At 45.5% G+C, this 20,381-nt stretch carries 16 protein-coding genes; 15 read left to right on the top strand and 1 reads right to left on the bottom strand.

What is annotated here, in order from left to right:
- Window positions 1–25 precede the first annotated feature (25 nt).
- The 11 genes from murE to lpxC all read left to right on the top strand — a co-directional run bounded on the left by murE (window position 26) and on the right by lpxC (window position 13,571).
- On the top strand, window positions 26–1,507 hold the full coding sequence (gene murE / locus R7Q09_RS19125) for a UDP-N-acetylmuramoyl-L-alanyl-D-glutamate--2,6-diaminopimelate ligase (RefSeq protein WP_318070471.1): 1,482 nt from the start codon (window positions 26–28) through the stop codon (window positions 1,505–1,507).
- A complete protein-coding gene (locus R7Q09_RS19120; protein ID WP_005372928.1) occupies window positions 1,504–2,868 on the top strand; it encodes a UDP-N-acetylmuramoyl-tripeptide--D-alanyl-D-alanine ligase in 1,365 nt (454 codons plus the stop codon). Before murE ends, R7Q09_RS19120 begins: the two co-directional genes overlap by 4 nt.
- On the top strand, window positions 2,868–3,950 hold the full coding sequence (gene mraY, locus R7Q09_RS19115) for a phospho-N-acetylmuramoyl-pentapeptide-transferase (protein ID WP_005372931.1): 1,083 nt from the start codon (window positions 2,868–2,870) through the stop codon (window positions 3,948–3,950). The genes R7Q09_RS19120 and mraY overlap by 1 nt, the downstream gene beginning before the upstream one ends.
- A gap of 39 nt (window positions 3,951–3,989) precedes the next feature.
- Window positions 3,990–5,303 (top strand): UDP-N-acetylmuramoyl-L-alanine--D-glutamate ligase, encoded by a 1,314-nt coding sequence (gene murD / locus R7Q09_RS19110; RefSeq protein WP_053306876.1) that lies wholly within the window; start codon window positions 3,990–3,992, stop codon window positions 5,301–5,303.
- Window positions 5,304–5,321: 18 nt separating this feature from the next.
- The gene (gene ftsW / locus R7Q09_RS19105; RefSeq protein ID WP_005372933.1) at window positions 5,322–6,518 is read left to right on the top strand and encodes a cell division protein FtsW; all 1,197 of its coding nucleotides are present in this window, start codon (window positions 5,322–5,324) and stop codon (window positions 6,516–6,518) included.
- Entirely contained in the window at window positions 6,505–7,572 is a 1,068-nt protein-coding gene (gene murG / locus R7Q09_RS19100; RefSeq protein ID WP_158159555.1) for an undecaprenyldiphospho-muramoylpentapeptide beta-N-acetylglucosaminyltransferase, read from the top strand. Before ftsW ends, murG begins: the two co-directional genes overlap by 14 nt.
- A 23-nt stretch (window positions 7,573–7,595) precedes the next feature.
- The gene (murC, locus tag R7Q09_RS19095) at window positions 7,596–9,053 is read left to right on the top strand and encodes a UDP-N-acetylmuramate--L-alanine ligase (protein ID WP_161441153.1); all 1,458 of its coding nucleotides are present in this window, start codon (window positions 7,596–7,598) and stop codon (window positions 9,051–9,053) included.
- A 192-nt stretch (window positions 9,054–9,245) separates the two neighbouring features.
- Window positions 9,246–10,028 (top strand): cell division protein FtsQ/DivIB, encoded by a 783-nt coding sequence (locus tag R7Q09_RS19090; protein ID WP_005387393.1) that lies wholly within the window; start codon window positions 9,246–9,248, stop codon window positions 10,026–10,028.
- A complete protein-coding gene (ftsA, locus tag R7Q09_RS19085; protein ID WP_005372946.1) occupies window positions 10,021–11,283 on the top strand; it encodes a cell division protein FtsA in 1,263 nt (420 codons plus the stop codon). Before R7Q09_RS19090 ends, ftsA begins: the two co-directional genes overlap by 8 nt.
- 30 nt (window positions 11,284–11,313) lie before the next feature.
- On the top strand, window positions 11,314–12,552 hold the full coding sequence (gene ftsZ / locus R7Q09_RS19080; protein WP_017633617.1) for a cell division protein FtsZ: 1,239 nt from the start codon (window positions 11,314–11,316) through the stop codon (window positions 12,550–12,552).
- A 101-nt stretch (window positions 12,553–12,653) separates the two neighbouring features.
- Window positions 12,654–13,571 (top strand): UDP-3-O-acyl-N-acetylglucosamine deacetylase, encoded by a 918-nt coding sequence (gene lpxC, locus R7Q09_RS19075; RefSeq protein WP_005381871.1) that lies wholly within the window; start codon window positions 12,654–12,656, stop codon window positions 13,569–13,571.
- Between the two features lie 113 nt (window positions 13,572–13,684).
- Here lpxC and R7Q09_RS19070 read toward each other — a convergent pair whose 3' ends face one another.
- Window positions 13,685–14,143: a DUF721 domain-containing protein gene (locus tag R7Q09_RS19070; protein WP_213960832.1), complete on the bottom strand. Its 459-nt coding sequence runs from the start codon at window positions 14,141–14,143 to the stop codon at window positions 13,685–13,687.
- Between the two features lie 407 nt (window positions 14,144–14,550).
- Between R7Q09_RS19070 and secA the strand changes: the two genes are divergently transcribed.
- The 4 genes from secA to carA all read left to right on the top strand — a co-directional run bounded on the left by secA (window position 14,551) and on the right by carA (window position 20,375).
- The gene (gene secA, locus R7Q09_RS19065) at window positions 14,551–17,280 is read left to right on the top strand and encodes a preprotein translocase subunit SecA (RefSeq protein WP_005387389.1); all 2,730 of its coding nucleotides are present in this window, start codon (window positions 14,551–14,553) and stop codon (window positions 17,278–17,280) included.
- A gap of 155 nt (window positions 17,281–17,435) precedes the next feature.
- Window positions 17,436–17,834, top strand: coding sequence for an 8-oxo-dGTP diphosphatase MutT (mutT, locus tag R7Q09_RS19060; protein ID WP_005387387.1), 399 nt, complete (start codon window positions 17,436–17,438; stop codon window positions 17,832–17,834).
- 110 nt (window positions 17,835–17,944) lie between these two features.
- The gene (gene dapB / locus R7Q09_RS19055; protein WP_213960833.1) at window positions 17,945–18,754 is read left to right on the top strand and encodes a 4-hydroxy-tetrahydrodipicolinate reductase; all 810 of its coding nucleotides are present in this window, start codon (window positions 17,945–17,947) and stop codon (window positions 18,752–18,754) included.
- 481 nt (window positions 18,755–19,235) lie between these two features.
- Window positions 19,236–20,375 carry a glutamine-hydrolyzing carbamoyl-phosphate synthase small subunit gene (gene carA / locus R7Q09_RS19050; RefSeq protein ID WP_017821483.1) on the top strand — a complete coding sequence of 380 codons (1,140 nt, stop codon included), beginning with the start codon at window positions 19,236–19,238 and terminating at the stop codon, window positions 20,373–20,375.
- The last annotated feature ends 6 nt before the right edge of the window (window positions 20,376–20,381 follow it).

Genomic DNA, 20,381 nt, shown 5'->3' with positions numbered 1-20,381 from the left:
CTGAGCCAAAGCTCGGAGAACAAATATGACTAAAGCCATCAGTATGGACGTGCTGCTTTCCCCTTGGGTGGATTGCCCTAGCTTATCGTCCGTTCTTGTTTCTGAATTGGAGCTCGACAGCCGAAGAGTTCAACCTGGAACCACGTTTGTAGCAGTGATTGGCCATGTTGTGGATGGGCGTAAATTCATTGCCTCTGCAATTGAGCAAGGTGCAAATGCAGCCCTGGCGCAAGCCTGCGATGTCAAAACACATGGTACGGTGGAAATCATTGATGATGTTCCCGTCATTTACATTGATAGGTTGGACCAACGTTTATCCGCAATTGCTGGAAAGCTTTATGCTTACCCTGATATGGATTTGATTGGTGTCACCGGCACCAACGGCAAAACCACCATTACCCAGTTAATAGCGCAATGGCTAGAACTGCTTGACCATAAAGCGGCGGTAATGGGAACAACAGGAAATGGCTTCCTCAATAACTTGCAACAAGCTGCGAATACAACGGGGAATGCCGTTGAAATTCAGAAAACGCTCTCCTCTCTCGCAAATCAACAAGCCACATACACCGCGCTAGAAGTATCTTCCCATGGCCTGACGCAAGGTCGTGTCAAAGCATTATCATTTGCGGCGGGCGTGTTTACTAACTTAAGTCGTGACCATCTTGATTACCATGGCACGATGGAAGAGTATGCCAATGCAAAGCTTGGGTTGTTCACGCAACACCAATGTGAACGTGCCATTATCAATGTTGATGATGAAGTAGGTCATCAATGGGCGTCGCAGTTAAGTAATGCGGTCGCTGTTTCGCTCAAACCGAACACTGAATTTGAAAGCGCGATTTGGGCGACGGAAGTCAGTTACGCGGAGTCAGGGATTACTATTAAGTTCGATGGTAAATTTGGCTCAGGTGAATTGCACGCGCCATTGATTGGTGAGTTTAATGCAACCAACTTAATGCTCGCTTTTGCGACCTTATTAAGCTTAGGTAAAGAGAAACAAGCGTTACTCGAAACCGCAGGTCAACTGCAACCTGTACTCGGCCGAATGGAGTTATTCCAAACTGAGGATCGTGCCAAAGTCGTGGTCGATTATGCCCATACTCCTGATGCTTTAGAAAAAGCGCTGCAAGCTTTACGAGTTCATTGTGAAGGCCAGCTGTGGGCTATTTTTGGCTGCGGTGGTGATCGCGATGCAGGTAAGCGCCCGATGATGGCGGAAATTGCAGAGCGACTAGGTGATAGAGTGGTGTTGACTGACGACAATCCACGCAGCGAAGATCCGGTTCAGATTGTGAAAGATATGTTAGCTGGGCTGTCAAAACCTGCTGAAGCGATTGTTCAGCATGACCGCTTCAAAGCGCTGTCTTATGCCATTGAGAATGCTTCGCCAAACGACATTATCTTGTTAGCTGGAAAGGGCCATGAAGATTATCAGATTCGTGATGGCGAAACGATTCATTACTCCGACCGCGAGTCCGCAATGCAACTTTTAGGATTGACCTCATGATCAAAGTAACGTTATCTCAAATTGCAGACATCACTCGTGGTGAGCGATTCGGCGACGAGCTACTTATCGACGCGGTTTCTACTGATACACGAACGATTGAGCGTGGGGCTTTATTCGTCGCGTTAGTTGGGGAGCGCTTTGATGCGCACAACTTTTGCCAACAAGCGGTAGATGCAGGTGCCGGTGCTTTACTCGTAGAAAAACGCTTAGATGTGAATGTGCCGCAAATTGTGGTGTCGGATACCAAACTTGCATTGGGTGAGTTTGCTTCTTGGGTGCATCAAGCATGCAAAACACCTACCGTTGCCATCACCGGAAGTTGCGGTAAAACGACCGTAAAAGAAATGGTTGCGAGTATCCTGCAATTGAAAGGCAAAGTGTTATTCACGGCGGGTAACTTCAATAATGATATTGGTGTTCCGTTGACATTATTGCGCTCACAGCAGGATGATGATTATGCCGTGATTGAGCTTGGTGCTAATCATATAGGTGAAATTGCTTACACTACTCAGTTAGTAAAACCAGATATCGCGTTAGTGAACAATGTAGCAGCCGCTCACCTTGAAGGCTTTGGTTCTATCGATGGCGTGAAACAAGCCAAAGGTGAAATTTACCAAGGCCTTTCAGCTGGTGGTATTGCGATTGTTAACCTAGACAGCAATGGTGAAGCCAAGTGGGATGAAGTGTTAGCAGATAAGAAAGTCATTACTTTTTCACAAAGTAATACTGATGCAGACTTCTTCGCTTCTAACATCGTATTGAACGCCGCAGGTGAAGCAAGCTTTGACTTACATATCGCAGCAAGCTCACAAGAAATTGAACTGTCTCTGGGTATTATAGGTCAACACAACGTTGCGAATGCCATCGCTGCTTCTATTATTGCGTTACAAATGGGCGCCACATTAGAAGAGGTTCGCGCTGGCCTTAAACATTTGAACAAAGTGAAAGGTCGCGTCGAGGTTGAAGCGCTGAGCGAAAAGATAAAATTGATTGACGACAGCTACAACGCGAGCGTGCCAGCCATGAAAGCGGCAGTTGATTTATTGGCCGCTTTCCCAGGTCAACGCTGGCTGATTTTAGGTAATATGGCGGAATTGGGCGAGGAAAGTCTTGCACTTCATCGTCAAGTCGGGGAACATGCTGCCCCACAAAAATTTGAACATGTTCTCACATATGGTGCAGACGCCAAGGTGATCAGTGATCTTTGCCAAGGCATTCATTTTGAGACGCACCAAGAGATGATTGAATACATCAAGCAGCATCTAGACCAAGCCGTTCCTGAAAACCATACGATATTGGTGAAAGGAGCGAACGGTGCACGTATGTTTGAAGTCGCTGCTGCTTTGAAGGAGTATTATTAATGATTATTTGGCTTGCCGAGCTGCTACAGCCATACCTGTCTTTTTTCCGATTGTTTGAATACTTGTCTTTTCGAGCAATCCTAAGCGTATTAACCGCTCTAGGTCTGTCATTATGGATGGGACCAATCATGATCAAGCGTTTGCAAATGCTGCAAATTGGTCAGGTAGTGCGTAACGAAGGTCCTGAATCTCACTTTAGTAAGCGTGGTACCCCAACAATGGGCGGTATCATGATCTTAGCGGCCATCTCAATCACGATTTTGCTATGGACAGACTTATCCAACCCTTACGTATGGGCGGTACTGACAGTCTTACTTGGCTACGGTGCGGTCGGATTTGTTGATGATTATCGTAAAGTGGTGCGAAAAAATACCGATGGCTTGATCGCGCGTTGGAAGTACTTCTGGCAGTCGTTGATCGCGTTTGTCGTCGCTTTCGCATTGTATGCTTACGGTAAAGACACAGCAGCAACTCAGCTAGTGGTGCCATTCTTTAAAGACATCATGCCGCAGCTTGGTTTGATGTATATCATTCTGACTTACTTTGTCATTGTAGGTACAAGTAACGCGGTCAACCTGACTGATGGTCTAGACGGTTTGGCAATCATGCCAACGGTTCTTGTTGCAGCAGGCTTCGCGGTTATTGCATGGGCGACCGGTAACGTTAACTTCTCTGAATACCTTCATATACCATACTTACCGCATGCTTCTGAGTTAGTTGTCGTATGTACAGCAATCGTAGGTGCAGGCCTTGGTTTCTTGTGGTTTAACACTTACCCAGCACAAGTGTTCATGGGCGATGTAGGTTCACTAGCGCTTGGCGGTGCATTGGGCACCATTGCTGTTCTAGTTCGTCAAGAGTTGGTGTTAGTGATCATGGGTGGCGTATTTGTAATGGAAACGCTATCAGTCATCCTGCAGGTAGGTTCTTACAAATTACGTGGTCAGCGCATTTTCCGTATGGCACCAATTCACCACCACTACGAATTGAAAGGTTGGCCAGAACCTCGCGTAATCGTGCGCTTCTGGATTATTTCTATGGTTCTTGTTCTGATTGGTCTTGCGACATTGAAAGTGCGTTAATCGCACTTTCCAAGAATAAGATTTACAGTGTGATCAAATATGGAACGTTGGCAAAACATACATAGTGTTGTCGTCGTAGGGCTCGGTATTACCGGGCTCTCTGTCGTTAAACACCTAAGAAAAAATCAGCCACAACTTGTGGTCAAAGTCATTGATACTCGTGTAAACCCTCCAGGTGCAGAGCGCTTGCCGGAAAGTGTTCAACTGCATAGTGGTGGTTGGAATACAGACTGGCTTTCTGACGCGGATCTTATCGTGACCAACCCTGGTATTGCGCTAGCGACACCAGAGATCCAAGCCGTATTAGCAAAAGGTACGGCAGTAGTAGGTGATATCGAGTTATTCGCTTGGGCGGTGCAGAAACCGGTGATTGCGATTACGGGCTCAAACGGTAAGAGCACAGTAACCGACCTCACAGGTGTGATGGCTGAGGCTGCAGGTTTGGATGTTGGCGTTGGTGGTAACATCGGTGTGCCTGCACTGGATTTGTTAGAACAAGACGCAGACCTATATGTACTCGAACTCTCGAGCTTCCAGTTAGAAACGACGTCAAGCTTAAAGCTCAAAGCCGCTGCGTTTCTGAATCTTTCTGAAGATCATATGGATCGTTATCAAGGCATGTCTGACTATCGACAAGCTAAGTTGCGTATTTTTAACCATGCTGCTCTTGCAGTCGTGAACCGTGATGATCAAGAAACCTTCCCAGACGCAGAGATGCCATTGGTGACATTTGGCAGCGACAATCAGGACTTTGGTCTCGAGGTGGATGGCAACCGTACTTGGCTGCTCGATCACGGTCAACGAGTTGTCGCAAGTGATGAGCTTAAGTTGGTTGGTAAGCACAACTTATCTAACGCTCTGGTTGCTTTAGCGCTATTAAAAGCTGCGGACGTAAACTATCACAAAGCATTGAATGCACTTAAAAATTACACGGGACTGACACACCGATGCCAGGTGGTTGCGGATAATCAAGGCGTCAAATGGGTGAATGACTCTAAAGCAACTAATATTGCCAGCACTATGGCTGCGCTATCTGGTTTGGAATCGACAGGCAAGCTCTACTTACTCGTTGGTGGTGTTGGCAAAGGTGCTGACTTCTCGCCATTAAAACCGATCTTCGCGACGCTTAACTTGCAACTGTGTTGCTTTGGCGCTGATGGCGATGAATTTATGCCACTGCATGAATCTGCAATACGTTTCGACACTATGGAAGATGTGATTCAACAAGTATCTTCGCAGTTAAAACCAGGTGATATGGTGATGCTGTCTCCTGCATGTGCTAGCTTTGATCAATTCGACAACTTTATGGCAAGAGGTGATGCTTTCGCTGCTCTTGCTCAGAAATATGCATAATTAAAGGTTACACACTTCGTGGGTTTAGGTAACGTTAAACGCAGTATTGGCAATTGGCTCAAGCATCCAGCTCCAGAGGCGATGTTTGATCGTCAGTTAGTGTGGATTGCACTGGGTTTGATGTTGACTGGTTTGGTCATGGTAACCTCTGCATCATTTCCAATCAGCTCTCGATTAACGGAACAGCCGTTCCACTTTATGTTTCGTCATGCGACGTTTCTCGTGCTGGCGTTAGGGACCTCCGCTGTTATTTTGCAAGTGCCTTTGCAAGAGTGGTTTAAGAAGAGCCATTACTTACTTTGGGCTTCTTTCGCACTGTTGATCATCGTGCTCTTGGCGGGTAAGTCGGTTAATGGTGCGTCTCGTTGGATTCCCCTTGGGCTGTTTAACCTTCAGCCAGCGGAAGTCGCGAAGCTATCGCTGTTTATCTTCATGTCTGGTTACTTAGTTCGAAAGCAAGACGAAGTACGACAAACGTTCTTTGGTGGCTTTATGAAGCCAATCATGGTGTTTGCCTTCTTCGCAGTATTACTACTTGGTCAGCCAGACTTGGGGACGGTGGTCGTGATGCTGGTCACGCTGTTTGGCATGCTTTTTATCGCAGGTGCAAAACTAACCCAGTTTCTCGCCTTAATGGTGGCAGGTATCGGCGCTGTGGTAGGTTTGATTCTCGTCGAGCCATACCGTATGCGACGTGTAACCTCCTTCCTTGACCCGTGGGAAGATCCATTTGGCAGTGGCTATCAGTTGACTCAGTCTTTGATGGCGTTTGGTCGTGGTGAATGGTTCGGTCAAGGTCTCGGTAACTCAATTCAAAAACTGGAATATCTACCGGAAGCGCATACCGACTTTGTGTTTGCCGTACTTGCTGAAGAGCTTGGTTTCGTAGGCGTAGTGCTGGTCTTAATGCTGATTTTTAGCTTGGTGCTAAAAGCGGTTTACATCGGCAAGCGTGCATTTGAAGAAGGCGAAATGTTCGGAGGTTATCTGGCTTTCGGAATTGGTATTTGGTTTGCGTTTCAAACCTTGGTTAATGTTGGAGCCGCCGCCGGTATTGTTCCAACTAAAGGTTTAACACTTCCACTCATCAGTTATGGTGGTTCTAGTCTAATAATTATGTCCGTCGCAGTGTCCATATTACTGCGTATCGATTACGAATGCCGCTTGAAACGCGAGCAACAACAATCAGAACAACAAGCTAATGAAACAAAATAAACGTTTGATGGTGATGGCTGGTGGTACTGGCGGTCACGTATTCCCAGGTTTGGCGGTAGCAAAACAGCTTCAAGAGCAAGGTTGGGAGATCCGTTGGTTAGGTACGGCGGATCGAATGGAAGCGGATTTGGTGCCAAAACATGGCATTGAAATCGACTTTATCAAAGTGAAAGGGTTACGAGGTCAAGGCGTTAAACGTCTTCTTGCAGCACCATTTCAAATTATCAATGCCATTATGCAGGCTCGTGCTCACATGAAACGCTGGCAGCCAGACGCAGTGCTTGGTATGGGCGGTTATGTTAGCGGCCCGGGCGGTATTGCCGCTTGGATGAGTGGCATTCCTGTTGTTCTGCATGAACAAAATGCAGTAGCAGGTTTAACGAACCAATGGTTATCGAAAATCGCTAAGAAGGTTTTTCAGGCTTTCCCCGGCGCTTTTCCAAATGCCGAAGTGGTTGGGAACCCAGTTCGTGAAGACGTGACTCAATTAGCAGCGCCAACTGAGCGCATGCAAGAGCGCCAAGGTCCAATTCGCATTTTGGTGATGGGTGGCAGCCAAGGCGCACGTATTCTTAACCAAACTCTGCCAGAAGTGATGTCGAAATTGGGCGAAGATTACTGTATTCGTCATCAAGCGGGCAAAGGTGCCGCCGAAGAAGTGAATGCAGCATACCAAGCTAATGGTGTGGTAAATGCAGAAGTAATGGAATTCATTGATGACGTGGCAGAAGCTTACGCATGGGCTGACCTTTTAGTTTGTCGCTCTGGAGCGTTAACCGTTTCTGAAGTCTCGGCGGCAGGTGTAGGCGCTATTTTTGTTCCATTCATGCACAAAGACCGCCAGCAAGCACTTAATGCAGACCACTTGGTGGATTGCGGCGCGGCGAAAATGATTGAACAACCAGATTTAACCGTTGAGTCTCTGACTCAGCAGATCCAACAATTGGATCGCCAAGCTTTACTTACAATGGCTGAGCAAGCGCGTGGCGCTGCAAAATTGAATGCTGACCGAGTTGTCGCACAAGCCATTGTCGCTTTGACCGAAAAGCGTTAACCGAATTATTGAGAATAGAATTGATGACAATCCAACATACACAAGACTTAGCTCAGATTCGCGCAATGGTGCCAGAGATGCGCCGCGTGAAATCCATCCACTTCATCGGTATTGGTGGTGCGGGCATGAGCGGCATTGCAGAAGTGCTGTTGAACGAAGGCTACCAAATCACAGGTTCTGATCTATCAGAGAACGCTGTGACAGAGCGTTTGGTATCAAAAGGTGCGACGGTATTTATTGGTCATCAAGCCAGTAATGTAGAAAAAGCCAGTGTGGTTGTTGTGTCAACGGCGATCAACGAAGAAAACCCAGAAGTGATGGCGGCACGTGAATTACGCATCCCTATTGTACGCCGCGCAGAGATGTTGGCTGAATTGATGCGATTCCGTCACGGTATTGCCGTTGCGGGTACACACGGTAAAACCACGACGACCGCTCTTGTTACTCAAATCTATTCTGAAGCCGGTCTTGATCCAACGTTTGTGAATGGCGGTTTGGTGAAAAGCGCAGGTACAAATGCGCGTCTAGGCTCGAGTCGTATTCTAATTGCAGAGGCAGATGAAAGTGACGCGTCATTCCTGCACTTGCAACCAATGGTGAGCATTGTTACCAATATCGAAGCCGATCATATGGATACCTATGGTGGTGACTTTGAAACCTTAAAGCAAACCTTCATCGATTTCCTTCATAATCTACCGTTTTACGGCCAAGCAATTGTTTGCATTGACGATCCTGTGGTTCGAGAGTTAATCCCACGTATTAGTCGTCAAGTGATAACTTACGGTTTTTCTGAAGATGCCGACGTACGTATTGAAGATTATCGTCAAGAGGGGCAGCAAGGCAAATTTACGGTAGTACGTAAAGGGCGAGCTAACTTAGATATCACGCTGAATATTCCAGGTCGTCACAATGCATTGAATGCGTCTGCTGCGATTGCGGTTGCTACTGAAGATGACATTGAAGACGATGCGATCCTAAAGGCAATGGCTGGTACGCAAGGTACGGGAAGACGTTTTGATCACCTTGGCGAGTTTGATACTGGCAACGGCCATGCAATGCTTGTTGATGATTACGGCCATCATCCAACAGAAGTGGATGTAACCATTAATGCAGCACGCAGTGGTTGGCAAGACAAGCGTTTGGTGATGATTTTCCAACCGCACCGTTATAGCCGTACTCGTGATTTGTACGATGATTTCGCGAATGTGCTTGAACAGGTGGATGTATTGATCATGCTGGATGTTTACGCAGCGGGTGAAAAGCCGATTGCAGGTGCTGATGGGCGCGCTTTATGTCGCACAATTCGCAGCCGAGGCAAGGTAGATCCGATTTTTGTTCCAGAAATCGAGCAATTACCTTCAGTTTTAGCTAACGTTATACAAGACGGCGACCTAATCTTAACGCAAGGTGCGGGTGATATTGGTAAAGTGGCGAAACAGCTGGCAAGTCTTAAATTGAATATAAACAAGATGCTTGGCTGACACATATTGTTGACGCGAAGGACAGATAAAGACTCAGATCTCGATTTTGCGTCAATATCATTGTGATTTATTGCTATCAGTGTTTGATAGTTTACAAGAGCTCAGTATAATCCCAAGGTTAAAGTCAAGACTTTTACCTCTGCGTAATTATATGGGTAAAAAGTACACGACAAAAGTCAGGAAACGAAGACGTTGTTGAATATTGCACTGAATGACGAGCGACCAAATACGGGTAACAACCGTGGTCGCCAAGAAAAAATCTTGGGTGCGTTATTTTTCGTTGTGGTTGTGACTTTAATTAGTTCTGTTTTGTACGCGGCGATCAGTTGGATGTGGGATGACCAAAGGTTACCTCTCTCCAAAATAGTACTTCAGGGGAAACTGGAGTATGTCCAAGCTGACGATGTGCAGGCTGCATTTAGTCGAATTGATCACATCGGTACATTTATGTCCCAGGATATTGATGTATTACAGCAAAGTGTCGAAGCTCTGCCATGGGTAGCGCATGCCGCAATCCGAAAGCAGTGGCCGGATACAGTAAAAGTTTTTTTGACGGAGCATCAACCAGAAGCCATTTGGAATGGCAACGAACTGTTAGATAAAAACGGGTTCGTTTTTGATGGAGATGTTGCTCTGTTGCAAGAAGAAAAAGTGAAGCTGTACGGACCCAAAGATAGCGGGCCGGAAGTCTTACAGACTTACCGTGATTTGAGTCCTAAGTTTCAGCAATTGGGTTTAGCGATATCGTCTCTGGTATTAAACGAGCGACGAGCTTGGCAAATCATCCTTGATAACGGTATTCGATTAGAGCTCGGTAAAGAGTCTCTTCTTGAGCGTATAGAGCGCTTTTTTAAGCTCTATAACAAGCTTGGCAGTGACACGCAAAGAATCAGTTATATCGATCTTAGGTACGATACAGGAGCCGCAGTTGGTTGGTTTCCTGAACAAGAGTTAGAAGAGAGTACAGATGACTAAGGCCGCTGATGACAACATTATTGTTGGTCTTGATATAGGCACTGCAACCGTATCGGCTCTAGTGGGTGAGGTTTTACCAGACGGTCAAATTAATATTATTGGCGCAGGTAGTAGCCCCTCACGCGGCATGGATAAAGGTGGCGTGAATGATTTGGAGTCGGTTGTAAAATCAGTACAACGTGCAATTGATCAAGCTGAATTAATGGCAGAGTGCCAGATCAGCCGAGTCTTCATTTCGTTGTCTGGTAAGCATATCGCAAGCCGAATTGAAAAAGGTATGGGCACGATTTCTGATGAAGAGGTGTCTCAAGAAGACATGGATCGCGCTATCCATACCGCAAAATCGATTAAAATCGGTGATGAACAGCGAATTCTTCATGTGATCCCGCAAGAGTTCACCATTGATTACCAAGAGGGAATCAAAAATCCGCTTGGTTTATCTGGGGTAAGAATGGAAGTGAGTGTCCACCTTATCTCATGCCATAATGACATGGCACGCAACATTATTAAGGCGGTAGAACGCTGCGGCCTTAAAGTAGAACAACTCGTATTTTCTGGGCTTGCTGCTAGCAATGCAGTAATCACCGAGGATGAAAGAGAGCTTGGAGTTTGTGTGGTTGATATTGGCGCCGGCACGATGGATGTGGCCATCTGGACTGGCGGTGCGTTACGTCACACAGAAGTATTTTCGTACGCAGGAAATGCTGTAACCAGTGATATTGCTTTTGCTTTTGGCACGCCAGTGAGCGATGCTGAAGAAATAAAAGTCAAATATGGCTGTGCTTTGAGTGAACTGGTCAGTAAGGATGACACGGTTAATGTACCAAGCGTAGGTGGACGACCATCACGTAGCCTGCAACGTCAAACGTTGTCAGAAGTGATTGAGCCACGCTACTCTGAGCTTATGGGACTGGTTAACCAAACTATCGACTCTGTACAAGCAAAATTGCGCGAAGAGGGTATCAAGCACCATCTGGCTGCGGGAGTTGTACTCACTGGCGGTGCTGCGCAAATGGACGGAGTGGTAGAATGTGCGGAACGCGTATTCCGCAATCAAGTAAGGGTCGGCAAACCGCTCGAAGTCAGCGGATTAACTGACTATGTAAAAGAGCCGTACCATTCTACGGCAGTTGGATTACTTCATTACGCAAGAGACATGCAGTCTAGCGACGATAGCGATTATAATGAACCTAAACGCTCATCTGTAACTGGCTTTTTCGATAAATTGCGTAACTGGATACAAAAAGAGTTTTAACCTGAGTTGCAGGATAAACGGAGACAACACATGTTTGAACCGATGATGGAAATGTCTGACGATGCAGTAATCAAGGTCGTTGGGGTTGGTGGCGGCGGTGGTAACGCCGTTGAACACATGGTGCGTGAATCCATCGAAGGTGTGGAATTCATCAGCGTCAACACTGATGCGCAAGCACTTCGTAAGACAAGCGTTGGCAATGTTATTCAGATCGGTGGTGATATCACTAAAGGTCTGGGTGCAGGTGCTAATCCACAGGTTGGCCGTGACGCAGCTCTCGAAGACAGAGATCGAATTAAAGATTCCCTGACTGGCGCCGATATGGTGTTTATCGCAGCTGGTATGGGTGGCGGTACCGGTACTGGTGCAGCGCCTGTTATTGCTGAAGTGGCTAAAGAGCTTGGCATTCTAACAGTAGCGGTAGTAACTAAACCATTTAGTTTTGAAGGTAAAAAGCGTTTGGCATTTGCTGAGCAAGGTATCGATGAGCTGTCTAAGCATGTTGACTCTTTGATCACGATTCCAAACGAAAAGCTACTTAAAGTACTTGGTCGTGGTGTAACACTACTAGAAGCTTTTGCAAGCGCTAACGATGTTCTTAAGAATGCCGTTCAAGGTATTGCTGAGCTAATTACTCGCCCTGGCATGATCAACGTCGACTTTGCGGACGTAAGAACTGTAATGTCTGAAATGGGTCACGCAATGATGGGTAGCGGCATCGCCAAAGGTGAAGACCGTGCTGAAGAAGCGGCTGAAATGGCAATTTCTAGCCCACTTCTGGAAGACATCGATCTAGCGGGCGCTCGTGGTGTTCTTGTCAATATTACTGCTGGTCTGGATATGCGTCTTGACGAGTTTGAGACGGTTGGTAATACAGTGAAGGCATTCGCTTCTGACAATGCGACTGTTGTTATCGGTACTTCTCTAGACCCTGATATGACTGACGAAATCCGCGTAACAGTTGTAGCGACAGGTATTGGTAATGAGAAAAAGCCAGATATCACGCTAGTTGCGGGTGGTAAAGCTAAAGTGGCACCGACGCCGCAAGCTCAACCACAGCAACAAGCAGCGGCAACGCAAGCTGAAGAAAAACCAGCACAGACCTTGCAAAATAATCAAGTGCAAGAGAAGCCACAGGTAACTCCTCAGCCGACAAACACTGCTCCTTCTTCTCCAGCTTCGTCGAGCCAAAGTTCTGCGGCTCCAAAGCAAGAAAAGGAAAGTGGTTATTTAGATATACCGGCATTTTTGCGTCGTCAGGCTGATTAATCTTTAACCCATAAATTTGACATGGCTCAAAATTATGGTAGCATTCACGGTCGACGTTACAGACGGCCGTGTTTTGTAGCAAATTTTTGAGAGGCAAGCAGATGATCAGACAACGTACTCTGAAAGAAATAGTGAAAACAACTGGTGTGGGTCTCCACTCTGGTCGTAAAGTCACACTTACTCTGCGCCCGGCTGCTGCAAATACAGGTATCATTTACCGTCGTACAGATGTAAATCCACCTGTAGATTTTCCAGCTGATCCAGCTTCGGTTCGTGACACCATGCTTTGTACTGCATTGGTAAACGATGAAGGTGTGCGTATTTCAACTGTTGAGCACTTGAATGCGGCACTTGCTGGTATGGGCATCGATAACATTGTTGTCGAAGTAGACGCACCTGAAATTCCGATCATGGATGGTAGTGCAAGCCCATTTGTATACTTGCTACAACAAGCAGGTATCGAAACGCAAAATGCGCCAAAACGCTTCATCCGCATCAAAAAGCCAGTTCGTTTTGAAGATGGTGATAAATGGGCAGAATTTGTACCATTTAACGGCTTCCGTATGGACTTCGAAATTGAGTTTAATCACCCAGCGATTGAATCAGACGAGCAACGTTTGCTGTTTGATTTCTCGTCAAAAGGCTTTGTTCGTGAGATTTCTCGAGCACGTACGTTTGGCTTTATGCGTGATATCGAATATCTACAATCTCAAAACCTAGTTTTGGGTGGTAGTTTTGACAATGCTATCGTTTTGGATGATTACCGTATTCTTAATGAAGAAGGTCTACGCTTTGAAAATGAGTTTGTGACTCACAAAGTGTTGGATGCGATTGGTGACCTTTACATGTGTGGCCACCCAATCATTGGTGAATTCCGTGCCTTTAAATCTGGCCACGGTTTAAATAACCAACTGTTACGTGCTGTTCTTGCAGATCAGGAAGCGTGGGAGTGGACTACATTCGAAGAAGAAGTCGGCTCACCAGTAGCATTCGCAGAACCAAATATGGTGCTTGCGTAAATACTTGGCATTAGAATTAATAAAAAACCAGGCTTATGCCTGGTTTTTTGCTATTTGGCTTTAATCCTGGATTTATCAATAACATTCAAGCTTTCAGCATATTGAAATAACGTTCACTTACGATCTTCCTTTTCTGCCATATCGGCTAATCGTTTTAAACGCTCTTGAATTTTCGGTGGCGCCATGTCGGCAATCGTCATTAATGACTTTGCTGCAGATTCGGTTAGTGGTGGACGCTTAGGTCTGTCGTCTTGTTGAAAGAGGTTTCGATATAGTGAAGGATTGATCCTCACTTCAACGCTCATCAGCTTGGCAAAGCCTTGAGTACGAAGTTTATTTAGGATCATGAGGCGATCGTAATCGATCTTCATTTTGATCGCGGCACTAGAGACATCGATCAATAGATGGCCGTTACGAACATTCGCTACTCGGCAATGATCGGCCGTCCCCGTGGGTAAGACCTCTTGCAAAGCTTGGTTAAGCTGTAAGATTTCTCCAGCATGTTCTTGAATCTGCTTGAACTGTGACTCAGCAATAACATCTTCAGTCGAGGTTGGACGGTGATCACGCATAGGTAAAATCTAATTTTGTTGAGATATAGCTATTCTAGAGCAGCTTTCTATCAAGGTATAGTTTACATTAACGTCTTTAGATTCAGTTTTACAATGTAGCAAGGTAAAAAGCAAAGTTTGCTCTGGATGGATTACACATATTGCGGTATGCAATATCGGCTAATCAGTCACCACTTTAAGTAAAAACTTCAGAGTGCTTCAAACAAATACGTCTATTTATGGTTGTATCGATTAAAAATCCTTACACTAAGCCACATTGTTTCAAAACTTAGCCTTGAAATATGGATGTTTGAACTCAATATCTTTGATAAATGATTTATCTCAGTATTCTTAGTTCCAAACTGGCAGAGACTGAAGGCATTATGAGTAGATCGGGAACGGTCTGAATAAAGAGAGATTCACGAAAAATGATAACTAAGCTACTGACAAAAGTGATTGGCAGTCGCAACGACCGAACACTGCGCCGCCTTAGAAAAATTGTAAAAGAAATTAATAACTATGAGCCAACATTCGAGGCTCTAAGTGATGAAGAGTTAAAAGCAAAGACGGTTGAATTCCGTGAGCGCCTAGAGAAAGGTGAAACTCTTGATAAACTACTTCCAGAAGCTTTTGCTACGGTTCGTGAAGCATCTAAGCGTGTCTACGGTATGCGCCACTTCGACGTCCAGCTTATCGGCGGTATGGTTCTAAATGCGGGTCAAATCGCTGAAATGCGTACGGGTGAAGGTAAAACGCTGACGGCAACGCTTCCTGCTTACCTAAATGCCCTGGCTGGTAAAGGCGTTCACATTGTAACAGTGAACGATTATCTAGCTAAACGTGATGCAGAGACAAACCGCCCTCTATTTGAATTTTTAGGTATGACTGTTGGCGTAAACGTGCCAAACATGCCTCCTCAAGAGAAAAAAGAAGCGTACCAAGCTGATATCTTGTACGGAACGAACAATGAATTTGGTTTTGATTACCTTCGTGACAATATGGCTTTCCGTAGCGAAGATCGCGTACAACGTGAACGCTTCTTTGCAGTTGTCGATGAGGTGGACTCAATCCTAATTGATGAAGCTCGTACCCCTTTAATCATTTCTGGTCCTGCTGAAGATAGCTCTGAGCTATACACCCGAATCAACCTTTTGATCCCGCATCTTAAAAAGCAAGACAAAGAAGACTCTGAAGAATATCGTGGTGATGGTCACTACACTGTTGATGAGAAATCAAAGCAAGTATACCTCACAGAAACGGGCCAAGAGTACGTTGAAGAACTGTTGGTGAAAAATGGTCTTATGGAAGAGGGTGACACACTTTACTCTCCGACTAACATCAGCATGTTACATCACGTGAATGCCGCTTTGCGTGCTCATGTGTTGTTTGAGCGCAACGTTGATTACATCGTTACTGACGAAGGTGAAGTAGTAATTGTTGATGAACATACTGGTCGTACAATGCCAGGTCGTCGTTGGTCTGAAGGTCTTCACCAAGCAGTAGAAGCGAAAGAAGGCGTTAAGATTCAAAACGAAAACCAAACTTTGGCTTCGATTACCTTCCAGAACTACTTCCGCTTATACGAAAAACTGTCTGGTATGACAGGTACTGCGGATACTGAAGCGTTTGAGTTCCAATCTATTTATGGCTTGGAAACGGTGGTTATCCCAACCAACAAACCAATGATTCGTAACGATATGCCGGATGTGGTGTACCGTACCGAAGCTGAGAAGTTTGCTGCAATCATTGAAGATATCAAAGAGCGCGTTGCGAAAGGTCAGCCAACATTGGTTGGTACAGTATCGATTGAAAAATCAGAACTTCTTTCTAACGCATTGAAGAAAGCGAAGATCAAACACAACGTATTGAATGCGAAATTCCATGAAAAGGAAGCGGAAATTGTTGCTGAAGCGGGTATGCCTGGTGCGGTAACTATCGCGACCAACATGGCCGGTCGTGGTACGGACATTGTGCTTGGCGGTAGTTGGCAATCAAAAGTGGAAGCTTTGGAGAACCCAACTCAAGAACAAATCGATGCGATTAAAGCTGAGTGGAAAGTGGTACATGATCAAGTACTAGATGCTGGTGGTCTACACATCATTGGTACTGAGCGCCACGAATCTCGCCGTATTGATAACCAGCTACGTGGTCGTTCTGGTCGTCAAGGAGATGCAGGTTCATCTCGCTTCTACCTATCTATGGAAGACTCTTTGTTACGTATTTTCACTTCTGATCGTATGGCGAGCCTTATCCAAAGTGGTATGGAAGAAGGTGAAGCAATTGAATCGAAAATGCTTTCTCGCTCAATTGAAAAAGCACAGCGCAAAGTGGAAGGTCGTAACTTTGATATCCGTAAGCAGCTACTAGAATACGATGATGTGGCGAACGATCAGCGTAAGGTTGTCTACGAGCTGCGCGACGAATTGATGAACGTTGAAGACATCAGCGGTATGATCGAGCAAAACCGCGAAGATGTGCTAACAGCGGTTATTGATGAGTACATCCCGCCACAATCACTAGAAGATATGTGGGACGTTGAAGGTCTACAAGAGCGCTTGAAAGCAGACTTCGATCTTGATGCGCCAGTGAAGCAATGGCTTGAAGAAGACGATAAGCTTTACGAAGAGGCGCTACGCGAGAAGATCATCAATCTAGCCGTTGAAGTGTACAAAGAGAAAGAGGAAGTGGTGGGTGCGCAAGTACTTCGTAACTTCGAGAAATCGGTTATGCTTCAAACGTTGGATACGCTTTGGAAAGAGCACTTGGCAGCAATGGATCACTTGCGTCAGGGTATTCACTTACGCGGCTATGCGCAGAAGAACCCGAAACAGGAATACAAGCGTGAATCGTTTGAGCTGTTTGAAGGTCTACTAGAAGCGCTGAAAACCGATGTGATTACTGTTCTATCTCGCGTTCGAGTTCAGCAACAAGAAGAAGTTGAACGTATGGAAGAGCAACGTCGTGCGCAAGCTGAAGAGGCCGCTCGTCGTGCTCAAGCGCAACACGCAGCAGCACAAAATCCGCTTTCTGAAGGTGAAGAATCTGAAGAAGGTTCAAGTCAGCCAATGGTACGTGATGAACGTAAAGTAGGTCGCAATGAGCCTTGCCCTTGTGGTAGTGGTAAGAAGTATAAACAGTGCCACGGCAAAATCGACTAACGTATTAGTCAGATAATTTTTTAAAGAGTCGCCTAGGCGGCTCTTTTTTTAAGCAAATTCTGTGGCTGTCGAATTTCATAAGTTTTGATAGCATCGGATAGTTTTAGAGATCCAAAGACCGTTGAAGTGTAACGGCTTGAGAGTTAGGAACCCCTATGAAAAGAATTCACATAGTCGCGGCTATTATTTTTAACCAAGACAAATCAAAAATTTTTATTACAAAGCGTCCAGACGACAAGCATAAAGGCGGGTTTTGGGAGTTTCCCGGCGGGAAAGTCGAGTCAGGAGAAAGTATTGAACATGCTCTAGCAAGAGAACTTGAAGAAGAGGTAGGAATTGAAGTTACTGAGCAAGCCCTTTTCGAGCATTTGGAATATGACTATCCAGACAAATCACTTAAGTTTGATTTTATTACGGTATCTAAGTTCAGTAATGAGCCTTACGGCCGAGAAGGTCAAGAAGGTCGCTGGGTTGAGATAAGAGAATTGGGTAACTATGCCTTTCCTGAAGCGAACGTGCCTATCTTGGAGCGTGTCGTAAAAGAGTTCGCTTAAGCCTGATGAACTTGCTTGTGGTAACCACGGTATGTTGTTAGTTTAAACAGATTAAGCGAAACGAGAGAACGAGAGCAAACCTCGTTATCCAGAGAAGGAGAGAAAGCGCAATGGTTCGTATTGCAATCGCAGGAGCAGCAGGCCGAATGGGCCGTAATTTGGTTAAAGCTTCACACCTTAATCCAGAGGCGACAGTGAGCGCGGGATCAGAACGACCTGAGTCCTCACTTGTCGGTGTCGATATCGGTGAACTTTGTGGTGAAGGCAAATTCGATGTGTTCTTAACGGATGATCTTGCTAAAGACGTCGATAATTTTGATGTAATCATCGATTTTACTGCCCCAGTAAGTACGTTGGCGAATCTTGAACTGTGTAAGAAGCATGGAAAGAGTATTGTGATTGGGACGACTGGTTTCAGTGATGCAGAGCGTGAACTGATTGACGAAGCCTCTAAGCAAGTGCCTGTTGTCATGGCTCCTAACTACTCTGTTGGTGTGAACCTAGTATTTAAGCTTCTTGAGAAAGCAGCCAAAGTGATGGGCGGCTACTGTGATGTTGAGATTGTCGAAGCACATCATCGTCATAAAGTTGATGCTCCTTCTGGTACCGCTATCGGGATGGGCGAAGCCATTGCTGGTGCGATGGGCAACAAGCTGAATGATGTAGCTGTCTATGCGCGAGAAGGTATCACAGGTGAACGTACTAAAGATGAGATCGGCTTTGCTACAATTCGCGCTGGCGATATTGTCGGTGAGCACACAGCCATGTTTGCTGATATCGGGGAACGAGTGGAGATAACGCACAAAGCGACCGATCGTATGACGTTTGCTAATGGCGCCGTCAAGGCCGCTGTTTGGCTGAGTGCCAAACCAGCGGGCTTTTATACCATGACAGATGTTTTGGGATTGAATGAACTCTAAATACATAATTATTCGCCGGCGGTAGCCGGCTTTTTTATATCTATAGAATTATTTGTAAATGAAATGATTCTAACAGAAAGTATTTTGGTGCTTACTTTTGTTGTTATTTTGGTTGTTTTGTGGGTGTTTTGGGTTTTGATGTCTAAAAACCAATGTCTTTTTTGTTGGGTGAACGTTTGCGTGAAAAACTCATACTTTTTTGTGATCTCTAAAAAGTTCAAATTTGTAAAATTCATTAAACCTCTATGCCTCTCTATGTAATAGCATGTAAAAGTTATCTTTTTGGGCCTTACTGATTCAAAATGACCTTACTCGCTAGAAATTAATCATTTATTTTTGATTGTAGGTTGACAGGTTTCGAGTCCAACTTTAGAATACCGCCAATTTGTCTGAAATACCTATTTATGTAGATTTTATAGGTAAAGGAAGGCATGTTTGCAGTTTGATTTATTTTTTTTGCATTTTTATTCTGGAGGTTGTCTTGGGTAAATTAGCACTGTTGGTCCTAGAAGATGGGACAGTGTTCCGCGGAGTGTCCATAGGGGCAGATGGTCTTTCCGTTGGTGAAGTCGTTTTTAATACCTCGATGACGGGGTATCAAGAAATCCTCACTGATCCTTCCTATTCTCAGCAAATCGTCACTCTCACTTATCCTCACATTGGCAATACCGGAACCACTTCCGAAGATGAAGAATCCTCTTCCATTCATGCACAAGGCCTTGTGATTCGCGATCTTCCTCTAATCGCTTCTAACTTCCGTAACGAACAATCCCTCTCTGATTATCTTAAGTCGCAAAATATCGTTGGCATCGCTGATATCGATACTCGTAAGCTCACTCGTATCCTGCGTGAAAAAGGTGCTCAAAACGGCTGTATTGTTGCGGGCAACAACCTAGACGAAGCTTTGGCACTAGCGAAAGCAAAAGAATTCCCAGGCTTAAAAGGAATGGACCTTGCGAAAGAAGTTACAACAAAAGAAGCGTATCAATGGAAGCAAGGTTCGTGGACGCTTGAAGGTGGACTTCCAGAGGCGAAAGATGACAGCGAGCTGCCATACCACGTTGTCGCTTACGACTTCGGCGCAAAACGCAACATCTTACGAATGTTGGTTGACCGCGGCTGCCGCTTAACGGTTGTACCTGCAGAAACGTCAGCGGAAGAAGTTCTGGCACTAAATCCAGATGGCGTATTCTTATCGAACGGCCCTGGTGACCCAGAACCATGTACTTACGCGATTGAAGCAACCAAAGTGTTCCTAGAAAAAGGCTTGCCAATTTTTGGTATTTGTCTAGGTCACCAAATTCTGGCGCTAGCATCAGGTGCGCAAACGGTGAAAATGAAGTTTGGTCACCACGGTGCAAACCACCCAGTAAAAGATTTAGAGCGTAACGTTGTGATGATCACTTCGCAAAACCACGGCTTTGCGGCAGATGAAGCAACATTACCGGAAAACTTACGTGCTACTCACGTATCGCTATTTGATGGCTCTTTGCAAGGTATCCACCGCACAGACAAGCCAGCATTTAGCTTCCAAGGTCACCCAGAAGCGAGCCCAGGTCCACATGACGCGGCACCGCTATTTGACCACTTTATCGAACTAATCAAAAAACACAGCGCTTAATTCGGA

The sequence above is a fragment of the Vibrio sp. 2130-1 genome (genome assembly GCF_033339515.1).
This window is presented reverse-complemented; position numbering and strand designations above follow the sequence as displayed.